Raw genomic sequence first — 16,554 nt, forward strand, 5'->3', positions numbered from 1 at the left:
TGGGTATCCTTCGGTTTAAGGCGCGTTCTGAAACAGGCGCTTGCTGATGATCGCGTGCACGCCCCAATTGCCGTCGACCACCTGCGTGACGCCGAAGTCGACCGCGGCCGACATCAGCGCGATCGCCTCGTCCTCGCTCAGGCCCTTCACGTTCATCAGGAAGCGTCGCATCTTGCGAAACGCATCTTTCATGGCGAGGTCGAGCGAGGACTTTGCGTAGACCTCGCTCTGGCCCTGCGCGCCGAACTCGGCGAGGTAGTTGGGATGGCTGAATCCGGTCAGGACCCAATCGGACTCGGTCTCGATCAGGGGATAAGAGAGATCGGCGAACGGCTGACCGCCGAGGTCGGCCTTCTTGTGCAGGATCACCTCGAAGGTTCCGGTCATCGAGCATTCAATCGCGGTGCCGCTCAATTCGCCGTCACCTTGCGTGGCATGGGGATCGCCGACCGACAGCAATGCGCCGGGAACGGAGACCGGAAGATAGACGGTCGCCCCCTTCCCCAAGCGCCAATTGTCGAGATTGCCGCCGAAATAGGACGGCGGCACGGAGTCGATGAAATCGACCTCGCGCGGCGCCACCGCGATCACGCCGAAATGCGGGCGCAAGGGAATGCGGATGCCGTCGAGCACGGCGTGGCGGCGCTTTACCGTGCCGGGCAAGACCGGAACGCCGGGATAGTCATAGGTGGGGTGCACCACTCCAAACGGGTCGGTCTGCGGCTCCCAGCGGTAGGAATACAGCGCGCGGGCATGCGGCGCATCGGTGTCGTCGAAGATCTCGTAGATCGTCACGACCTCGCGCGGCTTCGGCCCTGAAAGAAATTCGTCGTAATGATAGCCCCACCAGGCCGCAACCGAGGAGCCGAACACGCGGCCTGAATGTTTCGGATGACGACTTGTGCGCGGTACGATGTCGAGGATCCGCACTTCCAGCACGTCGCCGGGCTGGGCGTCCTTCACCGACACAGGCCCCGTACAGATGTGCACGCCAAAGCCTTCGCCGGCGCCGCGCCCGAATATGCTGGCATCCATCGGACCTGCGCCGCGGCGATCGACGTTCTTCCTCGCCTTGGTCCAACCGAATACGCCTTCGGCGGCCGCATCGCCCGCGATCATCAGCTCAGGATCGTCGGAGGCGTGCTGCGTCAGCGTTTCGATCGTGACGGTATCACCCGAATTGATCTCGATCTGCGGTTGTAGCGCGCGACTGAAATATCCCCAATGAACACGGTTGGCTTCGATCGGAAGATGATGATGCTTGCGTTCGGCCGTTCTCGGCTCATCGATGTCGGTAGGAGCGAGATGGCCGCGCGCCTCGGCGCTCGCCTGGTGCACGCGAAGCTGGGCCAGCGCATCCTGCGGCCAGCCGCGCTGACCGGCTATCCCCTGCTGCGTCGTCGCCCGCTCCGCCTCCTGCTGGCGAAACTCGCGCGGCGGCAGTCCGAAGCGATGGCGGAAGGCGCGGCTGAAATGCGCGGAATCGCCAAAGCCATAGGCGTAGGCGATCTCCGAGATCGAGCGATGCGACTCGGACGGATTGGACAGATCGGCCCAGGCGCGCTGCAGCCTCCGCTCGCGCACGTAGTGAGTAAAGTTGTCGCCGACGGTCTCGAACAGCTTTTGCAGATAGCGCTCGGAAATCCCTTCCGCCTGCGCGACGCGCGCCGGCACCAGTTCGGGATCGTCGAGGCGGCGTTCGATGGTCTGGCAGATCCGGTGCAGCAGTGCCGACTGCGTCGCACTCGATCCGGCGTCGGATGTCGAAGCCGCCAATTGATGGGCGAGTGTCAGCAGGAGATCGACGAGCGACTGCGTGACCGCATTCCATTCGGCATCGCTCAGCGTGTCGAGCGTGCGCGCAGTCGCGTCCATCAAGCGCGCGAAGACGTCGGCAAAGCCGCTGGGCGGAACAACCCTGGGTTCGCCGAGCCGCGGCCTACCCGAGAGGCGGCCGTGCAGCGCCTCCGACGTCACCGACAGCACGATGGCGCGCATGTCGCGCTGGAACACGATGCTCCAGTCCCCGCTCCGCGGCAGCAGCACGAGATGACCGACCGGAACGATGCGATGGCCGCCGGCGCTCTTGAGCACCATGCCGTCTTCGACCGGCATCAGCGCAATCGGCAGGTCTTCGTTGGCCTGCGTGCGCGGACCAATGGTCTGGGCGCCGGCCGCCATGCGCGTCAGCGCGACGCCTGCGGCGTGGCGATGCGACGCCGTTGCGTGCCCGTCGAGGAAGGAATGGCCCGCCGCCGGCTGCAGGCCGACCGCGGCCAGCACGTCCCGCCAGGCTTCGGGGCGGTCGTCTTGCGCGTAGGACTCGCTCGTGAAGGGACGGAAGCTCATCGGATCGACCCAGATTGCAGTGGATCGAAGCAACCTCTGTGCCAGACGCACGCGGTCATCCGTCGCAGCGACGGGCCGCAAATGACGGTTTTTGGTCACGCGCTCATCCTGGAAACGAGCTGTTCTTCAGAGTGTTAGAGCGGGATATCAACGTCGAGCACGATGCGTAGCCCGGATGGAGCGAAGCGTAATCCGGGGCCTTTTGAGTCCGCCGTGACAAACCCGGATTACGCTTCGCTCCCTCCGGGCTACGGCACATCAGTCGCACCGAAAGATGTTCTTGCGGATCGTGCCGTGTACGCCCCAATTGGCGTCGACCACCTGGGTGACGCCGAAATCGGCGCCGACCGATAGCAGCGAGATCGCCTCGTCCTCGCTCAAACCGTGCACGGTCATCAGGAACCTCCTGAGCTTGCGGAACGCATCGCGCATCGCGCGGTCGAGACTCGAGTGATTGGCAATCTCGGTTTGTGCATGGGCGCCGAGCGCGGCGAGGTAGTTCGGATAGGTGAAGCCGTAGAACGACCAGGCCTGATCGGTCTCCAGCATCGGATGGTCGAGACCTTCGAGGCTGGTGCCGGCAAGATCGGCCTTCTTGTGCAGGACGAACTCGAAATCGCCAGTCAGCGAGGTCTCGATCGCGGTGCCGCCAAGCTCGCTGTCACCTTGCGCGGCGTGGGGATCGCCGACCGAGAAATAGGCGCCGGGGACCGCGACCGGATAGAACATCCGCGCTCCCTTGCCGATGCGCCAGTCATCGATATTGCCGCCAGTATAGCCCGGCGGGATCGAGCTGACGAAATCGGCCTCCGACGGTGCGAGCCCCATGGTGCCGAAATGCAGCCGTGCCGGCACCTTGACGCTTGCGAGGATGTTCTCGCGCTTCCTGATGGTGGCGTGATCGACGCGCACGCCGGGATAATCGATGGTCGGATGCACGATGCCGTCAGGATCGGTCTGCGGCGTCCAGACGTAATTGTAGACGGCCTTGGCGCAGGGCTCGCCTGACGTGTCGAGCTCGAAGATGGTGACGACCTCGCGCGGCTTCGGCTCCTCGATCAGATCGTGATAGTGAAACCCCCAGTTCGCGGCGACGTTGGAGCCGAAGCAGCGCCCGGCATGACAGGCGCTGCAGCTCGGCCGCGGCCTGATATCGAGGATGCGCACTTCGAGGATATCGCCGGGCTCGGCGCCTTCGATCGCGACCGGACCAGTGAGGAGATGCACGCCGATCCCCTCGCCTGCGCCGCGGATGAACGGGCCTTCCGTCGGGCCCGAACCGCGCCGCGCGACGGCCTTGTGCTCGCGCGTCCACTGGAACACGCTCTCGGCGCCGGGATCGCCTTGGATCATGCGCTCGTAATCATCGTTGGCGTGGTGGGTCAGCGTCTCGATGGTGGCGCGGTCGCCCGAGCGCAGCGTCACGGCCGGCGCGACCTTTTTGGAGAAATAGCCCCAGTGAACGGTCTTCGGCGAAACCGGCAGCGTGAAATGCTTCATGAGGTGGCCTCTTCTGGAAACGCGGTCTTGAACGGTGTGGGTGCGGCTCTCATCGCACCGCCTCCGGAGTCTTGTCGGCTTCCATCACGCTGAGGAAACGTGCCGTCAGCGGATTGCGGGGATTGGAGAGCACCTCGTGCGCGGGCCCCTCCTCGATGATCGTGCCGCCGCTCAGGAACGCGACACGGTCGGCGACCTCGTCGGCGAAGCGGATCTGGTGGGTCGAGATGATCATGGTGAGGCCGTCATCGATGGCGAGCCGCCGGATCACCTCCAGCACCTCGCTGACGAGCTCGGGATCGAGCGCCGAGGTCGGCTCGTCCAGGAGCAGCACGCTGGGGTTCGGTGCGAGCGCTCGGGCGATTGCGACGCGCTGCTGCTGGCCGCCGGAGAGATGCCGCGGCAGCGCGTCGGCACGGTGCGACAGCCCGACCCGGTCGAGCAGCTCGGCGGCGCGGCGATCGGCATCGATGCGGGTCATGCCGTGCACCCAGCGCAAGGGACCCGCGATGTTCTCCTTGGCCGAGAGATGGGCGAACAGGTTGAATTGCTGGAACACCATGCCCACGCCCACGCTTGCCCGCTCATTGGCGATCGCGCGTGGCGGCAGCAGCTTGCCGTCGTCGTCAAAACCGAGACGCCGGCCGCCGACACGCACGGTGCCTCCGTCCCAGCTTTCGAGATGATTGATGCAGCGGAGCAGCGTGCTCTTGCCGGAGCCGCTGGGCCCGAGCAGCGCGACGACCTCGCCGACACGCACCGTGAGATCGAGGCCGCCGAGCACCTTTTGCGCGCCGTAGCTCTTGGTGAGGTCCCTGGTCTCGACCGCGATGTTGTTGCGCGAAATCGTCGCCGCACGCCGGGTGCGCTCCTCGCGGGTCAGCGCCCGCGGCGGCGTGTCGACAGGCTGCGCCTGCACGGGTTCGGGCTCATGCGCCGTGACCGCGGCAAGTTCGAGCTTGGTGGCGAGATCGACGCGGCGCCAGGGCAGATAATCGGCGAGCTTGCGCTGGCGACCTTTGGTGCGATCGAGATCGAGCAGCCATTCGACGAAAAGCTGGATGATGCTGATGGCAAAGGTCAGCACCAGATACAGCAGGCCCGAGGCGAAGAAGATCGAGAAGAAGTCGAAGGTCGAGGACGCAAGCTGGGTCGAGCGCAGCGTCAGCTCCTGGACCGCGACCACCGAGGCCAGCGAGGAGTTCTTCAGCGCGCTCACAGCCTCGTTGCCGAAGGCCGGGATCATGGTGCGGATCGCCTGCGGCGCGATCACCCGCCACATCAGAATCCGCGGCGTCATGCCGAGCGCCTGGCCGGCCGTCACCTGCCCGCGATCGACGCCGAGCACGCCGGCACGCAGCATCTCGGCGATGAACGGCGCCTCGTTGCAGGCCAGCGCAAGGCCGGCTGCCAGCACCGCCGGCAGCTTGATGCCGATATGCGGAAGCGCGTCGTAGGCGAACACCATTTGCAGGATCAGCGGCGTGCCGCGGAAGATCACGGTGTAGGCCCTGGCGATCGCCGCCAGAAACCAGAAGCGGGAGAGCTGCATGCCGGCGAGGATCAATCCGAGGATCAATCCGCCGCCGAGCCCGAGGGCAGTCACCTCGAGGGTGAGCTCGATGCCCTCGAGCAGATACGGCATGCTCAGGTAATGGAGGAACAGCGACATCAGTCAGCCGTCAGAATGTCAGGCTCCTTGAAATTGTTCACGTCGAGCCCGTGCTTCTTCAGAAGCTCCATATGCGTGCCGGCCTTCTGCACCTCGATCAGGGCGGCGAGCACGGCGTCGCGGAATTTCGGCTTGTCCTTCGGGACGGCGATGCCAACGGAATACGGGATCGTCACCGCGATCGCCTTCTCCAGCTTGTCCGGATAGGCCTTGACCGCGCTGTCGACGGTGTTGACGTCGTTGACATAGGTGTCGGCACGACCGGCGAGGATCGCCTGGATGCAGTTGGCGTTGTTGTCGTAGAGCTGGATGGTCGGCTCGGCCTTGCCGGCCTTCTTGCACTCGGGCATCAGCGCCTGGATCAGGGGCACCTCGACATAGCCGGTGTTTTCGGCAGCAGCGGCGCCGCACATCGACATGTTGATGCCGTTGATGCCCTTCGGATTGCCCTTGGCGACCAGCACGCCGTCAAACACTTTCGAATAGGTGATGAAGTCGGCGGCCTTGGCGCGCTTCTTGGTAGCATAGATGTCGGAAATGACGATATCGGCCTGTCCCGCGGCGAGCGTGGTCAGAAGTGCCGCGAACGTCACCGGCTTGTAGGTCAGCTTGAAGCCGAGGCATTCGCCGATGGCTTCGCCCAGATCGATGTCGAAGCCGATATATTGGCTGGGGTTCTTCGGATCGATGGTCTCATAGCCCGGCGTGTGCGGATTGATGGCATTGACCAGCGTCTTGCCCTTCCAGTCCGGATATTTGTCCTGGAGCGCGGCGCAGGCCCCAGGCGCCGCAGCTTGCGCGCTCAGGGGCGCGGCTGCCAGCGCGCCGAAGGCGACGGCAGCGCCGAGCGCGGCCTTGCGCCAAGACAGCGATGCACGCGCGTTCCCCCACGCCTGGGGCAATACCGGTCTTTCCATGTCCAGCTCCTTCGAATTGTCATGGCAATGGCCATGTTCCAGATCTCGGAAGCGAGCCTAGGAGGAGAGCGGACCGGAAAGCTTGTCCGCGGGCGTACAAAAAATTGGATGGAGGAGCCCGTGATTTGGGCAGGCGACTGCCCAAAAACTGTTCGTGAATGCGGGACGCTCGCGGAATGTATTTCCGAATTCGGAAGAACCACATGATCTTGCGTAACGCCGCGATCTGCCCGATCAGGGAACCATTCGGTGATGTCATTTGACAGAGATATGATACTCGCAGGACGCATCTGCGGCCGACATCCACATCACTGCCGTCCACAGCCTGTCCGCAGCATAACCACAGGCATATCCACAGGCCGACTATGCCGGATTCGCGAGCTCCCGCGAGCCACTTGCTGCGCACAAACCCACAGGGCCGGTATGTCAGCCGCCGGCCTGATCGAACACGGAGCGGCAAGCCTCACTCAAGCTTGGTCTGTTACGGCGCAGGCAGGCCGTGATGGCGCGAACGTTGGGGATTTCGCCGGCACAGAGTCGGTAGACGTCGGGGGTACAGGCCCGGCGTTGCTCGGCCGTTCCCTGCTGCGCGTGGGCGGCGGAGGCAAACAGCGTCAGGAACAGCCCGACCGTTGAGGCGCGACGCGCCCGGCTTTTCACACCCGCAAACCGCAAGAACCTCGCCTTCATGACCAGTCTCCCGTCTGCCCTGCCCGCCGGCCTGCATTGGCCGGTGAGCAAAGGGGTAGGAGAAACAAACAGCGGAAGATGTGACCTCCTTCACACTGCGGGCACGCGGCAGGAACCTAATCTCCCCAAGAGGATTTCATGACTCGCTAACCAATCGGGACCCGATTGGCGGATCGTTAAAATGCGAACGATCGGCTCAACCGGGAAACAAACCGGCTTTGCGACATTGCGCCATCCGCGGTCCGGAGGGTGTGATGAGCGAAGCCGAATTCAACTTGCTGCTGGATGCCGTCCAGGACGCCATGGTCCATGAGGATCTGGCGTTCGTGCCGGGGGAGGATTTCGTGCCGCGCTCGTGGACCTATTACGCGAAGCCCAAAGCTGCCAATGACAACGAGGGCGCCTGGCCCCTGCTGCCCTTTCCGGACGGCTGGTACGCGGCCTGCTGAAGCCAATTTCACCGTGAGCCGATGCGCCCGCGCTCCGCGGGCGTTTTGCTATGGCGGCTACGCTGCGAAATCCGGCGTGGCCGCTATCAGGTCTTGACGCGCTCGCCGCCGTCCTGCGGCCCCTGGTCGGGTGCGGCCGGCGGAAAGATGCTGTCATAGATCGCGCGGGCCTCGCGAATGAGGCGGGCCCGCTCCAGCTCGGATTTCGGGACAAATCGGACGATTTCGCTCACGTGCTCTCCAGCGCTCGATCGTTGGGATGCATCACTTCGCAGATGCGAAGACTATGCCAGCGGGCTGAATGGCGGATTTCCGCCGGGCCCCGGGCAAACCCGGTGTGCACGGCCAGCGCGTATCGCCCGCGCGGGCCGATGGCAGCCGCGATGCGATCGAATATTGCTGAGATATCAGGAGCTTGTGATGGAGGCCACGTCGGGACTCGAACCCGAGTAAACGGTTTTGCAGACCGGCGCGTAACCACTCCGCCACGTGGCCCCATTTCACAAAAGTGCTTTAGAAGTCAGTACTTAGTCGGTCTTCCAAGGTCCAGGTTCAGAACGCGGTTTTCGCGGATAGTCCCCACAAACGCGGGCTAGGTCCCCACAAAAATCCCCACATGTTCTAACCCTAGTTCTCGGTGCGTTCACCCGCTGCGGGACGGGCTCGCGCGGCACCCATCTAGCCGGTCTCGGTTGTGATATCCAGCCCTTTGGCACGAGGCCCGGTATGACCCCCTACCCGCAAAAGATCACTTTCGGAGAAATGCGCGAGATGGGCGTGCGCGGCGTCCTGATCTATTGTGGGCACCGATGCGGGCACCGCACAGAAGCCAACGCTGATGGCTGGCCCGACGACCTCCGACTCAGTGACGTCGAGCCGAAGTTCGTCTGCACCAAGTGCGGCCGGCGCGGCGCCGAGATCCGACCGAACCACAACCCTGCAAAGATGGGAACTGGCGGTTAGATGCCTTCTTCCCTGACGATGCCCGCAAAGCTGTCGAGCTGGCTCGCGAGCGCGGTCCAGCTGCGCGACATACTTGTCAGCACGCTCGACCGGCGGGCCGAATTGCCCGGTTCAGCTCCCAGCAATTTGCAGTTGGCGGCATAGGCACGGCATTCTTCAGCTGAAGGCATTCTGTCCCCTTGAGACCCGCAGTCGACGATGGGACGATGATGATCACTTTGGAGGAAAGCCAAAACAATCCTGAGATGCAGCGATGCAGCTATGCGGGCGGAGCCCGTCTAGGGCGGCTTTGGAACGCTGATCGCAGGTGTCGATGGATAGAAATGTTCTTTCACCATGAGCCTGCAAATGTAGCGAACCCACCGATCACCGCACCCACCAACAAGGCGGGCCGGCCGCCGTCCGGACCGGATCAGCGAACAACCGCACAGGGACCGGAGGCCATTGTGCTCAGTTGGAAAACGAGAAATCGCACTGTCGGATTTTCCTTCCAAGCGCGCACGCGGATAAAATCAGTTGCAGCGACCACCGCAAGGTCGTTGGCATCTAGCATGATCGCATCTGGAATTAGGATGTAGTCGTTTGCGACACTACCCTTTTTGACGATTTTCCAAACGCTCCGCGCGCCATCTCGATTTGTCACCGCACCGGTGAGCGTATCGATGATCGCGCCGTCGTAAAGCTGGCGCATTAAGTCCCTCGGGTTATCATCGCTCCGAAGGCGGCCATCCTCGGCAAGCGTCACAACGTCTGTAACCTTGCATCGATAGGTCTTATGCTCCTGAGCAGAAGCCGTGCTGCTGGCAACGGCGCACAGCGCGGCCAGCGCCACGACCAAACGCCCGCCACAGCGGACAGAGGCAACTTTAACGTCCATTGCAAGTTCGCTTTTTCATGCCGGGGAGATAGTCGTTGATCGCTTATAGTCTAGTCGAAAGGTGCACTTGTTCCGCTACCGCCGAAGTTGCATGATGTCTAGCTATTTGGGGGAAATAGAACCATGGTTAACCTTGAGGACGATGAGGTTCTCCGGCATCTCAGCAAGCTCACGCCTCGCAAAGAGGACCGTGGCGCCTTCTGGATGGGGGTGATCTTCACCCTTCTCGCGTTGGCCATTCCGGCCTATCAGGGTCTGCTGTGGCTGCAGGTCGGCCACTGGACACCGCTGCCGATTTCCGACGGCATCCAGTTCGTAGGTTGGCATGTGCCGGCGACCGATTGGGCCGGCGCGCAGAAGATCATAAACTGGCTGTTCGATCTTCCGTTGTGGAGCATCCCGGCCTTTATGGCATTCGGGTGCTTCTCGGCCTGGAAGGAAACGATCTAGACTTCATGACCGATCTGCAACCACATCGATACAGCGCCTCCGCCGCCCCGCTGAGCGCTGGCGCCCGCTTCATTCGCGGCTTCACCCGGATTGGTGCGGTGCTGGCCTTGTTGGTCACGCTAATCGGACTCGCTACGTCGATCTTCATCGCAATCGACCGATCCAACTCTGCCGAAACATCCTATCGGAGCGCGACTTGCCTCGTTGCGATGGCGCGGACGGGCTACAAGTTTCCGAAGAAGGAATATAGCCGTTACCCCGACTACAGCGACACTGGCTGCGCCGGCTACTCATATCATTCCTACAACACGATCAGCGAGGTCACCGCAATTGCAGACGCGCCAGCACCGACGTTCCTAACCGGCGATGGTCCCTCCGTTCTCGGCTGGGGCCTCATCATTACGGGCATCGTTGCCGTCGTCACCTATCTCGCCTTCTGGGCTCTCGGGTGGCTGTGCGCTGGTTTCACGCGGGACGCATGACGAGAAGGCAGGTGTTGATGTCGGCATTTTTTACATTCAACCTGGACCGCATCAGCTACCAGATTGCTGAGGCCCGATCGTCCTGGACGATCCGCTGTTCCGCTCGCTTCGTTGAGCCGCAATATCCGATCAGCAGCACCGCGCGGGACACCGATTCCGCGGAGATCAGCATCTATCGCAGGGAGGAGAACAAACTAAACGCGACGATGCTAGTGCGGGACTTGGATGAGCAGATCGCGCAATGGAGAGATCAAGGTTACGCCTGCGATGCCGACGTTTCCGTGCTTAGTCATTACGCGGCAACTGAGCGCTGGGGCGAATTCATTGGCCTTTCGGTAGCGCTCAGCCCGAAAAAATTCGATGCCGTCCAGGCATTCCTACTCCAGCACATCGGGCGACCAGACTTAACAGCCAGCGTGACCTGTCCTTTTCATGGCTTCAGCGAACCTGAAAACGAGACGCCAGCTTTCCCGACCTTTCAAAGCTTTTACCAGGAGGGGCGCCCGTTCTTCATCACAGGCGACCATTCCGTTGCGTTCGGCTGTCCGCCTCCAGCGTAGTGCATAGTACTGACCCTGCGCATGATAGGCCCCCCGTGCATGATGATCGGCCGCATCCGCCATGCACGTCACCCGAAATCTACTCCGCCCCCTTTCTCGCTCCCTGGGTCGATCTTAGGCACGCCGCCCATCGGGGGCTGCACGTTGGAGCTCCGCATCGGGGGTAACCATCTCTCCAAAGCTTCGGCTTCCACGTGCCACATCGCGATCAATTTTTTTGCTCAATGAGGCGGCAGGCGCTATAGAATGTCCACGCGCGGCGAAGCGCTGGACATAGGAGTGTTGGGGTGAGCGCATCGAATCAAGAAGAGGACGTTCTCGATACCGAGGAGGAGATCGATGAATCACCCTTCGTCGAGTTCGATATTTCAGTATCGCCATCCGATCCCACCCTGGAGCTGCTCTCCCAACAGGTGAAGCGCGGTGACATTGTCATCCCCTTCTACCAGCGGCTCTTTGTGTGGAAAATCGAACAAGCTTCCAAACTTATCGAATCCTTCCTGATGGGATTGCCTGTCCCGCAAGTTTTTCTTTATGTCAACGAAGAAGGGCTACTCGAAGTGATTGACGGGCAGCAACGCATTAAGTCTGTGACGTATTTCTTCGAGGGATATTTTGGAGAGCCGGACAGCCAGAACCGGCGGGAGATATTTAAGCTTAAAGGTCTTTCTGAGCGCTCTGAATACAACGGAAAAACTTTTGCGGAGCTTAGTCCCCGCGATCAACGGAAACTCCGGAATTCGACCCTTCGCGCCATCAACATCAAGCAACTGAAGCCCTCCCGGCGCAACGATAGTGTCTTTCACATCTTCGAGCGCCTGAACACTGGCGGCACTCAGCTTAAACCGCAGGAAATCAGAAATGCGGTTTACCGCGGCAGGATCGTTGAGGAGCTGCGGGCTCTGAGCGCCAATGCAGGTTGGCGAAAGATGCTTGGCATAACAAGGCCCGACCGAAACCAAAAAGATATCGAACTGGTGCTTCGACTCTTTTCGCTTTTCCAAATCTGGGACGATTACGAAAAACCGATGCTGAAATACCTTAACCAGCAAATGGATGATAACCGTCATTTCTCGTCGGAGCGTTCAGAAGAGTTCAAAGACCGTTTTCCGGATGTCGTTAAGGTCGTGAACAAGGCTATTGAGCGGCCGTTCCGTCCTCGGGGAGTGCTCAATTCTGCGGTGCTCGAGGCTGTGATGGTGACATTACTGGAAAACCCGGCGATCACATCGAGCCAATTGGAAGAGCGCTACCCCGCGTTGCTGGCTGATAAGCGATTTAATGAAACGACCCGAGGTGGCACGACGGACACAAGCATACTCAAAACCAGGCTCGAGATCGCGAGAAAGATCTTGGGTAATTAATGCCGCGCGCTGATCTCGACTTGCACTTCGATCGGCTCGAAAGGCTGGTAGGCGAGGTACGTCAATTTGTGCCAACCGACCAGGTAGAGACGGCTGAATTCCGAGCAGACCTGGCTGGACTACTCGTTGTATCCATAGCTGCTTCATATGAAAGCTGCGTGAAGGAGACCTTGGTCACGTACGCCAGTGGCCATCACTCAGCTTTCGGAAACTTCGCGACCAATAACTTCGCGAAGCTGAATAGCAGGATCGCCGTTAGCGATTTGTACAGCTATGCGCGGACGTTCGACAGCGGCGTGCATGATAAATTTGGCAAGCTACTCACGCGACGCAAGAAGGCGATAGACAAGAGGCTAGGTAAGAACATTCTCGACAGCTACGAGCAGATCCTGAGCTGGCGGCACGCGTTCGCACACGCTGGTATCCGCAACACGACGATCGAGGAGGCCATGGCAACGCATAGGTTTGCAAAACGAGTGCTGTACGTTTTTGATCAAGCTTTCAATGGAGCCTGATCTGGGCTGACGATTCTCTCCGGCCGTGGCGCCGTCGATCAGTTTTGTCATCGAGCTGGAAGTGGAGCGGGATCTTGGCCGGCGTAGTGGTTGCAATTTCGGACATGTGTTGACCTCCATTAAGCGTTCTCGCGGGCCTGCTGCATGACCCGACGCAGCTCCGCCTGCGCTCTAGCAATTTCCTGGTTTGGGTTCACCCAACGCGGCGGGTGCGTATAGGTCGGCGGCTCCTTGACGTTGGCGAGCACGATGGCGTCGCGCTCGGCGTCGAAGGTCTTGTGATCGCCACAGAGATAGGCGGTCAGGCGCTTCTTGCCTTCGAGCGCGAGATCGCCGCCGTCCGCGAAGCTCTGCAGCGTGGTGTCGCTGATGACCTTCACGTTTGGCAGCGACAAACTGGCGAAGGTCGACTTGGCGAGCGAAGTGACGACATCGGGCGAAGCATCGGGACCGGCCATGTTGCTGGCGATGCTGCGGGCCAACTCGCGACCGGCTTTCTCGGCGGCGGTGTCGTTGATGTCGGCGGCGATGACCTGCATCGCGCGGCGGCGGTTGTGCGAGATCAGCAGGCGCCGCAGCTGCTCGGTGCCGGTGTTCGCCGGCTCGGGTGGCGGAATCTTCTTGGTCCTGAACATAGGCGTCATCCTTTGAGCTGCGCGACCATTGAGGAAAATGAAGTCTGCCGCTGCCGTGGTCGCATCGCGGCGAGCGATACCGTTCCGTAGATTCGTGCAGGCGCCGGGCCGAGTGTCAGCGGTGACGGGGGCTCCGGCTCCGGCGCCTTGACCGTGTTGGCGACGAAAGCCTCCAGGCCGCCGCGGAATCGATTGATCGACGCGATCAGGTCGTCATAGGTCTGATCGGTCGACTGCACATCGCGCCTCGCACTGACGATTGCATTCGGGCAGCTCGGGCGATCCGTCATCGAGCATTCAGTTATGACCGCGCGGTTCACTACGAAGTGCCAGCCGGTCGGTGAATTTGCGTTGCGCAGTTCACTCTCGATGATCTGCGCCGCGATGCTGAACGCCGGCATCTGCGCGGCTTGCGGATCATCAACTCGCGCCTTGATGCGAAGCACGCCCGCGGAATAGTCGAGCTGCAGGATCTGCCCGACCGGCTTACCGGCATGGCGGCGCAGCAGAGGGATAGTGTCGAGCGCGCCCCAGCTCAAGGAGCCAGCGCGAAAGCTCAGCCGCTCGGCATCGACCGCACTGCTGCTGCAGATGCCTTCCACGACCTGGGCGTGATCGACGCGTGAGAGCAGAGCAAGCGCCGGACGCGAGATCGGCTTGCAGTTGTGACGCTGCAGCAGCTCGCTGTATTTCGCTTTTAGCCCGCGGCCTCTCATTTGCGCGCCTTGATGATCTTCGACTTCGCGACCTCGTCCAATTGTGAGCGCAATCGCGCGAAACGTTGCGCCATCTCGTGAATGAAGACCGATTGATCCTCCTTCAGCAGCCGGAGCTTTTCTTCCGCACCTAACCGGTCGGCGACTTCGGCGGCGCCCTCGAACTCCGCGTAGCGCTGCGGGAGCGGACCGGGAGCCGGTGTCGAGACCATCCGCATCCCTTTAACAACCCGGCTGCGTCTCGGATCTTCGGCAGGTTGCGCGCCGCCGATCAAGAATTCGCCTTTCTCGTGAATCGGTCGCTGCGCCATCGTCGCCTCCATCGGTGAGCGAGCAAGTCGGACGAAATGGTTTTGCCATCACCTCGTCCGGCTTCCGCTCCGGCCCGACGTCGGATGGTTGGGGCAGACGCCGGGCGAACTGTTGATGGTGCCGATCATATCACGGCCAAGCGAAGGTGAGCCGCTCGAGCTCCCGTTTTAGGAAAACGTAAGCGGAGCTTCGAGCGGTCCGATTGCCGTCAACGTCCCGGCTGCGGTTCCTGGGGCAGCTGTTCGGCGGCGTGAACCAGGGCGCGGGCGAACTGCATCGCAGCGGACCTGCCGAGCCGCGAGGCAGTCCAGGAGGCGGTCGGGTAAGGCCAGCGGCGGATATGTTCAATGGCGATCGTCGGGCTCTCTCCGGGCCGCAGCGCCGGCCCTGGAGCCTGGTCCGACGCGGCGGGTGGAGGACCCTTTTCGGCCGGCGCTTGGTCGGCCTTGTGAGCGGCCTTGCGAATCCGGCTTTGGCGCTGCCGTTCCGCGCCGGTCATAGCTACCTCTCCGAGCGGCCGGCGGCCCATGAGAACCTCCCTGTCATTTCGTGACGGTGGGCGCGTGACGAAATGCTAATCCAGTTCGAGGCATTCTCAAAGCGTTGAGGATGCGAGGGAATTGGGCGATTTCGGCTTTAGCCAAGCCAGACCCCGTGGCGCCTGAAGACTCCGGGCCGGGCGACCACAGGCGATGGCCGCTCCACCATGCCGGCGCCCATCAAAGTCACGTCGAATGGCTCAGTGATGCGCGTGATCTCATCAAAGAACGCATCGGCATCGAGCTCGGTGAACTGAGCCGCGATGATGGTGGTACCGTTCTCTTCCGTGGGAAGCCAATCGATCACCTCCATCTCGAAGCCGAGCTTTGTCAGCGTGGCGATCAGCGGCTCGGTGTAGGGCGCATTGGTGACGATCTCGGCATCCATGCGAGGCATCGCGATCTCCCTCGAAGCAGCGCCGCGGAGTATATACCGGACGCGATTTTTCGAAAAATCTCCGCCGCGAATCCGGTATCCGCCGAAAGTTGCTTTTTTGTTTGGAGATTATGGGGAGGCGGATTCATGGGGCGGGGTTCCGCTGGGATACGGGCGCGATTTTCGGAGTTCGGCAACTTGCATCCGTCTCACCGCGCGTTGTATTCCGTCCGCGATACACCCTCCCCCCCCCTCTACCCTTGCTTGATCAAGCTGACTTGCCGAGGCGGCTGATCATCGAGTGGTGAACGTTGAAGCTCCTCGCGACGTCCATCACAGCCTCGCCGCTCGCGAGACGCGCGAGAGCTTCGGTGCGCTGGTGCTGCGTCAACGTGCGAGGCCGACCGAATCGAACACCTCGATCCTTGGCTCGATCGCGGCCCTCGGTGATCCGTTCGTTGATGAGCTCTTTCTCGAACTCGGCGAGGCCGCCCGCGAAGGTGATCATCAGCCTGCCCTGCGCTGTCGTGGTGTCGGCCCAGGCCTCGCGCAGCGAGGTGAAGGTCCCGCCCTTGTCGACGATCTCCTTGAGGATCGTAAGAAGATCGAGCGTCGAACGCGCCATTCGGCTGATCCTGGTGATGATGACAGCATCCCCCACCTTGATGCCGGCGAGCATGCGGGCGAGGTGCGGCCGGTTGGCGCGCTTCCCGCCGCCGATCTTCTCAGCGAAGATCACCTCGGCTCCAGCGGCCTGGAGGGCCTCGGTTTGGGCGGCGTGGTCCTGCCCCACGGTCGACACTCTGGCGTATCCGTACACGGTCATTTTGATCGCCTTACTTTCACACTCGATTTACGCACGAGATAAGGGCTGCGATTTCAAAGGTCAAGGAAGCGGTGCAAAACTTTTAAGTTTCGCACGGCGTTTAGCCGGATCAGGCGGGTGGAAGGCGCGGATCGCCTAGGAAGGCCGCTGGTGGGCGTGCCGGTGCTGGCGGCTTGTTCGGGTCGGTCGATCGCGGCGGGCTCACCCTGAGCTCGCGCCTGCTTGATGGCGGTGCCGTTCAGCCTAATCGCTCGACCACCATAGGCCGTTGAACCGCCGGCCTTGCTGGCCTGGAGCTCGAGGAGGCCTCCGCTGGGGAATGCTGCGGGCGATCTCGTTCATCGAGACGGAATCGCGATCCG

21 protein-coding genes and 1 tRNA gene are annotated in these 16,554 nt (G+C 61.8%); 7 read left to right on the top strand and 15 right to left on the bottom strand.

Features of this window, described 5'->3' with window-relative positions; all coding sequences use genetic code 11:
• Nucleotides 1-15 precede the first annotated feature (15 nt).
• The 5 genes from ABIB66_RS37480 to ABIB66_RS37500 form a co-directional block, all read right to left on the bottom strand.
• Complete coding sequence (locus ABIB66_RS37480) at nt 16-2,349, bottom strand: acetamidase/formamidase family protein (RefSeq protein ID WP_354210369.1); 2,334 nt, start codon at nt 2,347-2,349, stop codon at nt 16-18.
• 258 nt (nt 2,350-2,607) lie between these two features.
• The gene (locus ABIB66_RS37485; RefSeq protein WP_354210335.1) at nt 2,608-3,849 is read right to left on the bottom strand and encodes an acetamidase/formamidase family protein; all 1,242 of its coding nucleotides are present in this window, start codon (nt 3,847-3,849) and stop codon (nt 2,608-2,610) included.
• 49 nt (nt 3,850-3,898) lie between these two features.
• Nucleotides 3,899-5,521, bottom strand: coding sequence for an amino acid ABC transporter permease/ATP-binding protein (locus ABIB66_RS37490; RefSeq protein ID WP_354258271.1), 1,623 nt, complete (start codon nt 5,519-5,521; stop codon nt 3,899-3,901).
• Nucleotides 5,521-6,438, bottom strand: coding sequence for an ABC transporter substrate-binding protein (locus ABIB66_RS37495; protein ID WP_354258274.1), 918 nt, complete (start codon nt 6,436-6,438; stop codon nt 5,521-5,523). The genes ABIB66_RS37490 and ABIB66_RS37495 overlap by 1 nt, the downstream gene beginning before the upstream one ends.
• Before the next feature lie 426 nt (nt 6,439-6,864).
• Nucleotides 6,865-7,128: a hypothetical protein gene (locus ABIB66_RS37500; RefSeq protein WP_275172603.1), complete on the bottom strand. Its 264-nt coding sequence runs from the start codon at nt 7,126-7,128 to the stop codon at nt 6,865-6,867.
• Between the two features lie 254 nt (nt 7,129-7,382).
• Here ABIB66_RS37500 and ABIB66_RS37505 point away from each other — a divergent pair, with 254 nt between their 5' ends.
• Nucleotides 7,383-7,577, top strand: coding sequence for a hypothetical protein (locus tag ABIB66_RS37505; protein ID WP_007591187.1), 195 nt, complete (start codon nt 7,383-7,385; stop codon nt 7,575-7,577).
• Nucleotides 7,578-7,663: 86 nt separating this feature from the next.
• On the opposite strand, the gene ABIB66_RS37510 is transcribed toward ABIB66_RS37505, so the two are convergent.
• The gene (locus tag ABIB66_RS37510) at nt 7,664-7,810 is read right to left on the bottom strand and encodes a hypothetical protein (protein ID WP_354059589.1); all 147 of its coding nucleotides are present in this window, start codon (nt 7,808-7,810) and stop codon (nt 7,664-7,666) included.
• A gap of 188 nt (nt 7,811-7,998) precedes the next feature.
• Nucleotides 7,999-8,072: transfer RNA gene (locus tag ABIB66_RS37515), tRNA-Cys, on the bottom strand.
• 231 nt (nt 8,073-8,303) lie between these two features.
• Between ABIB66_RS37515 and ABIB66_RS37520 the strand changes: the two genes are divergently transcribed.
• Nucleotides 8,304-8,540: an MBL fold metallo-hydrolase gene (locus ABIB66_RS37520; RefSeq protein ID WP_354258277.1), complete on the top strand. Its 237-nt coding sequence runs from the start codon at nt 8,304-8,306 to the stop codon at nt 8,538-8,540.
• On the opposite strand, the gene ABIB66_RS37525 is transcribed toward ABIB66_RS37520, so the two are convergent.
• Nucleotides 8,537-8,710, bottom strand: coding sequence for a hypothetical protein (locus tag ABIB66_RS37525; RefSeq protein ID WP_354258280.1), 174 nt, complete (start codon nt 8,708-8,710; stop codon nt 8,537-8,539). The two genes, ABIB66_RS37520 and ABIB66_RS37525, sit on opposite strands and share 4 nt — an antisense overlap.
• A 242-nt stretch (nt 8,711-8,952) precedes the next feature.
• Nucleotides 8,953-9,417 carry a hypothetical protein gene (locus tag ABIB66_RS37530; RefSeq protein ID WP_354258283.1) on the bottom strand — a complete coding sequence of 155 codons (465 nt, stop codon included), beginning with the start codon at nt 9,415-9,417 and terminating at the stop codon, nt 8,953-8,955.
• A gap of 123 nt (nt 9,418-9,540) precedes the next feature.
• Here ABIB66_RS37530 and ABIB66_RS37535 point away from each other — a divergent pair, with 123 nt between their 5' ends.
• From ABIB66_RS37535 to ABIB66_RS37555, 5 genes are all read left to right on the top strand, one after another.
• Nucleotides 9,541-9,867: a hypothetical protein gene (locus ABIB66_RS37535; RefSeq protein WP_354258286.1), complete on the top strand. Its 327-nt coding sequence runs from the start codon at nt 9,541-9,543 to the stop codon at nt 9,865-9,867.
• Between the two features lie 5 nt (nt 9,868-9,872).
• A complete protein-coding gene (locus ABIB66_RS37540; protein WP_354258289.1) occupies nt 9,873-10,349 on the top strand; it encodes a hypothetical protein in 477 nt (158 codons plus the stop codon).
• Between the two features lie 17 nt (nt 10,350-10,366).
• The gene (locus ABIB66_RS37545) at nt 10,367-10,909 is read left to right on the top strand and encodes a hypothetical protein (RefSeq protein ID WP_354258292.1); all 543 of its coding nucleotides are present in this window, start codon (nt 10,367-10,369) and stop codon (nt 10,907-10,909) included.
• A gap of 287 nt (nt 10,910-11,196) precedes the next feature.
• Nucleotides 11,197-12,273, top strand: a complete 1,077-nt coding sequence (locus ABIB66_RS37550) for a DUF262 domain-containing protein (protein WP_354258295.1) — start codon at nt 11,197-11,199, stop codon at nt 12,271-12,273.
• Nucleotides 12,273-12,788 carry a HEPN domain-containing protein gene (locus tag ABIB66_RS37555; protein ID WP_354258298.1) on the top strand — a complete coding sequence of 172 codons (516 nt, stop codon included), beginning with the start codon at nt 12,273-12,275 and terminating at the stop codon, nt 12,786-12,788. Before ABIB66_RS37550 ends, ABIB66_RS37555 begins: the two co-directional genes overlap by 1 nt.
• A gap of 119 nt (nt 12,789-12,907) precedes the next feature.
• On the opposite strand, the gene ABIB66_RS37560 is transcribed toward ABIB66_RS37555, so the two are convergent.
• The 6 genes from ABIB66_RS37560 to ABIB66_RS37585 all read right to left on the bottom strand — a co-directional run bounded on the left by ABIB66_RS37560 (nt 12,908) and on the right by ABIB66_RS37585 (nt 16,192).
• Nucleotides 12,908-13,423 carry a hypothetical protein gene (locus tag ABIB66_RS37560; RefSeq protein WP_354258301.1) on the bottom strand — a complete coding sequence of 172 codons (516 nt, stop codon included), beginning with the start codon at nt 13,421-13,423 and terminating at the stop codon, nt 12,908-12,910.
• Nucleotides 13,424-13,428: 5 nt separating this feature from the next.
• Nucleotides 13,429-14,139, bottom strand: a complete 711-nt coding sequence (locus tag ABIB66_RS37565) for a hypothetical protein (protein WP_354258304.1) — start codon at nt 14,137-14,139, stop codon at nt 13,429-13,431.
• A complete protein-coding gene (locus ABIB66_RS37570) occupies nt 14,136-14,462 on the bottom strand; it encodes a hypothetical protein (protein WP_354258306.1) in 327 nt (108 codons plus the stop codon). Before ABIB66_RS37570 ends, ABIB66_RS37565 begins: the two co-directional genes overlap by 4 nt.
• A 197-nt stretch (nt 14,463-14,659) precedes the next feature.
• Nucleotides 14,660-14,950 (bottom strand): hypothetical protein, encoded by a 291-nt coding sequence (locus ABIB66_RS37575; RefSeq protein ID WP_354258309.1) that lies wholly within the window; start codon nt 14,948-14,950, stop codon nt 14,660-14,662.
• 137 nt (nt 14,951-15,087) lie between these two features.
• A complete protein-coding gene (locus ABIB66_RS37580; protein ID WP_354258312.1) occupies nt 15,088-15,387 on the bottom strand; it encodes a hypothetical protein in 300 nt (99 codons plus the stop codon).
• 247 nt (nt 15,388-15,634) lie between these two features.
• Nucleotides 15,635-16,192: a recombinase family protein gene (locus ABIB66_RS37585; RefSeq protein WP_354258315.1), complete on the bottom strand. Its 558-nt coding sequence runs from the start codon at nt 16,190-16,192 to the stop codon at nt 15,635-15,637.
• Nucleotides 16,193-16,554: the final 362 nt, after the last annotated feature.

The organism is Bradyrhizobium sp. F1.13.3, from assembly GCF_040548265.1.
Taxonomy (GTDB): Bacteria; Pseudomonadota; Alphaproteobacteria; order Rhizobiales; family Xanthobacteraceae; genus Bradyrhizobium.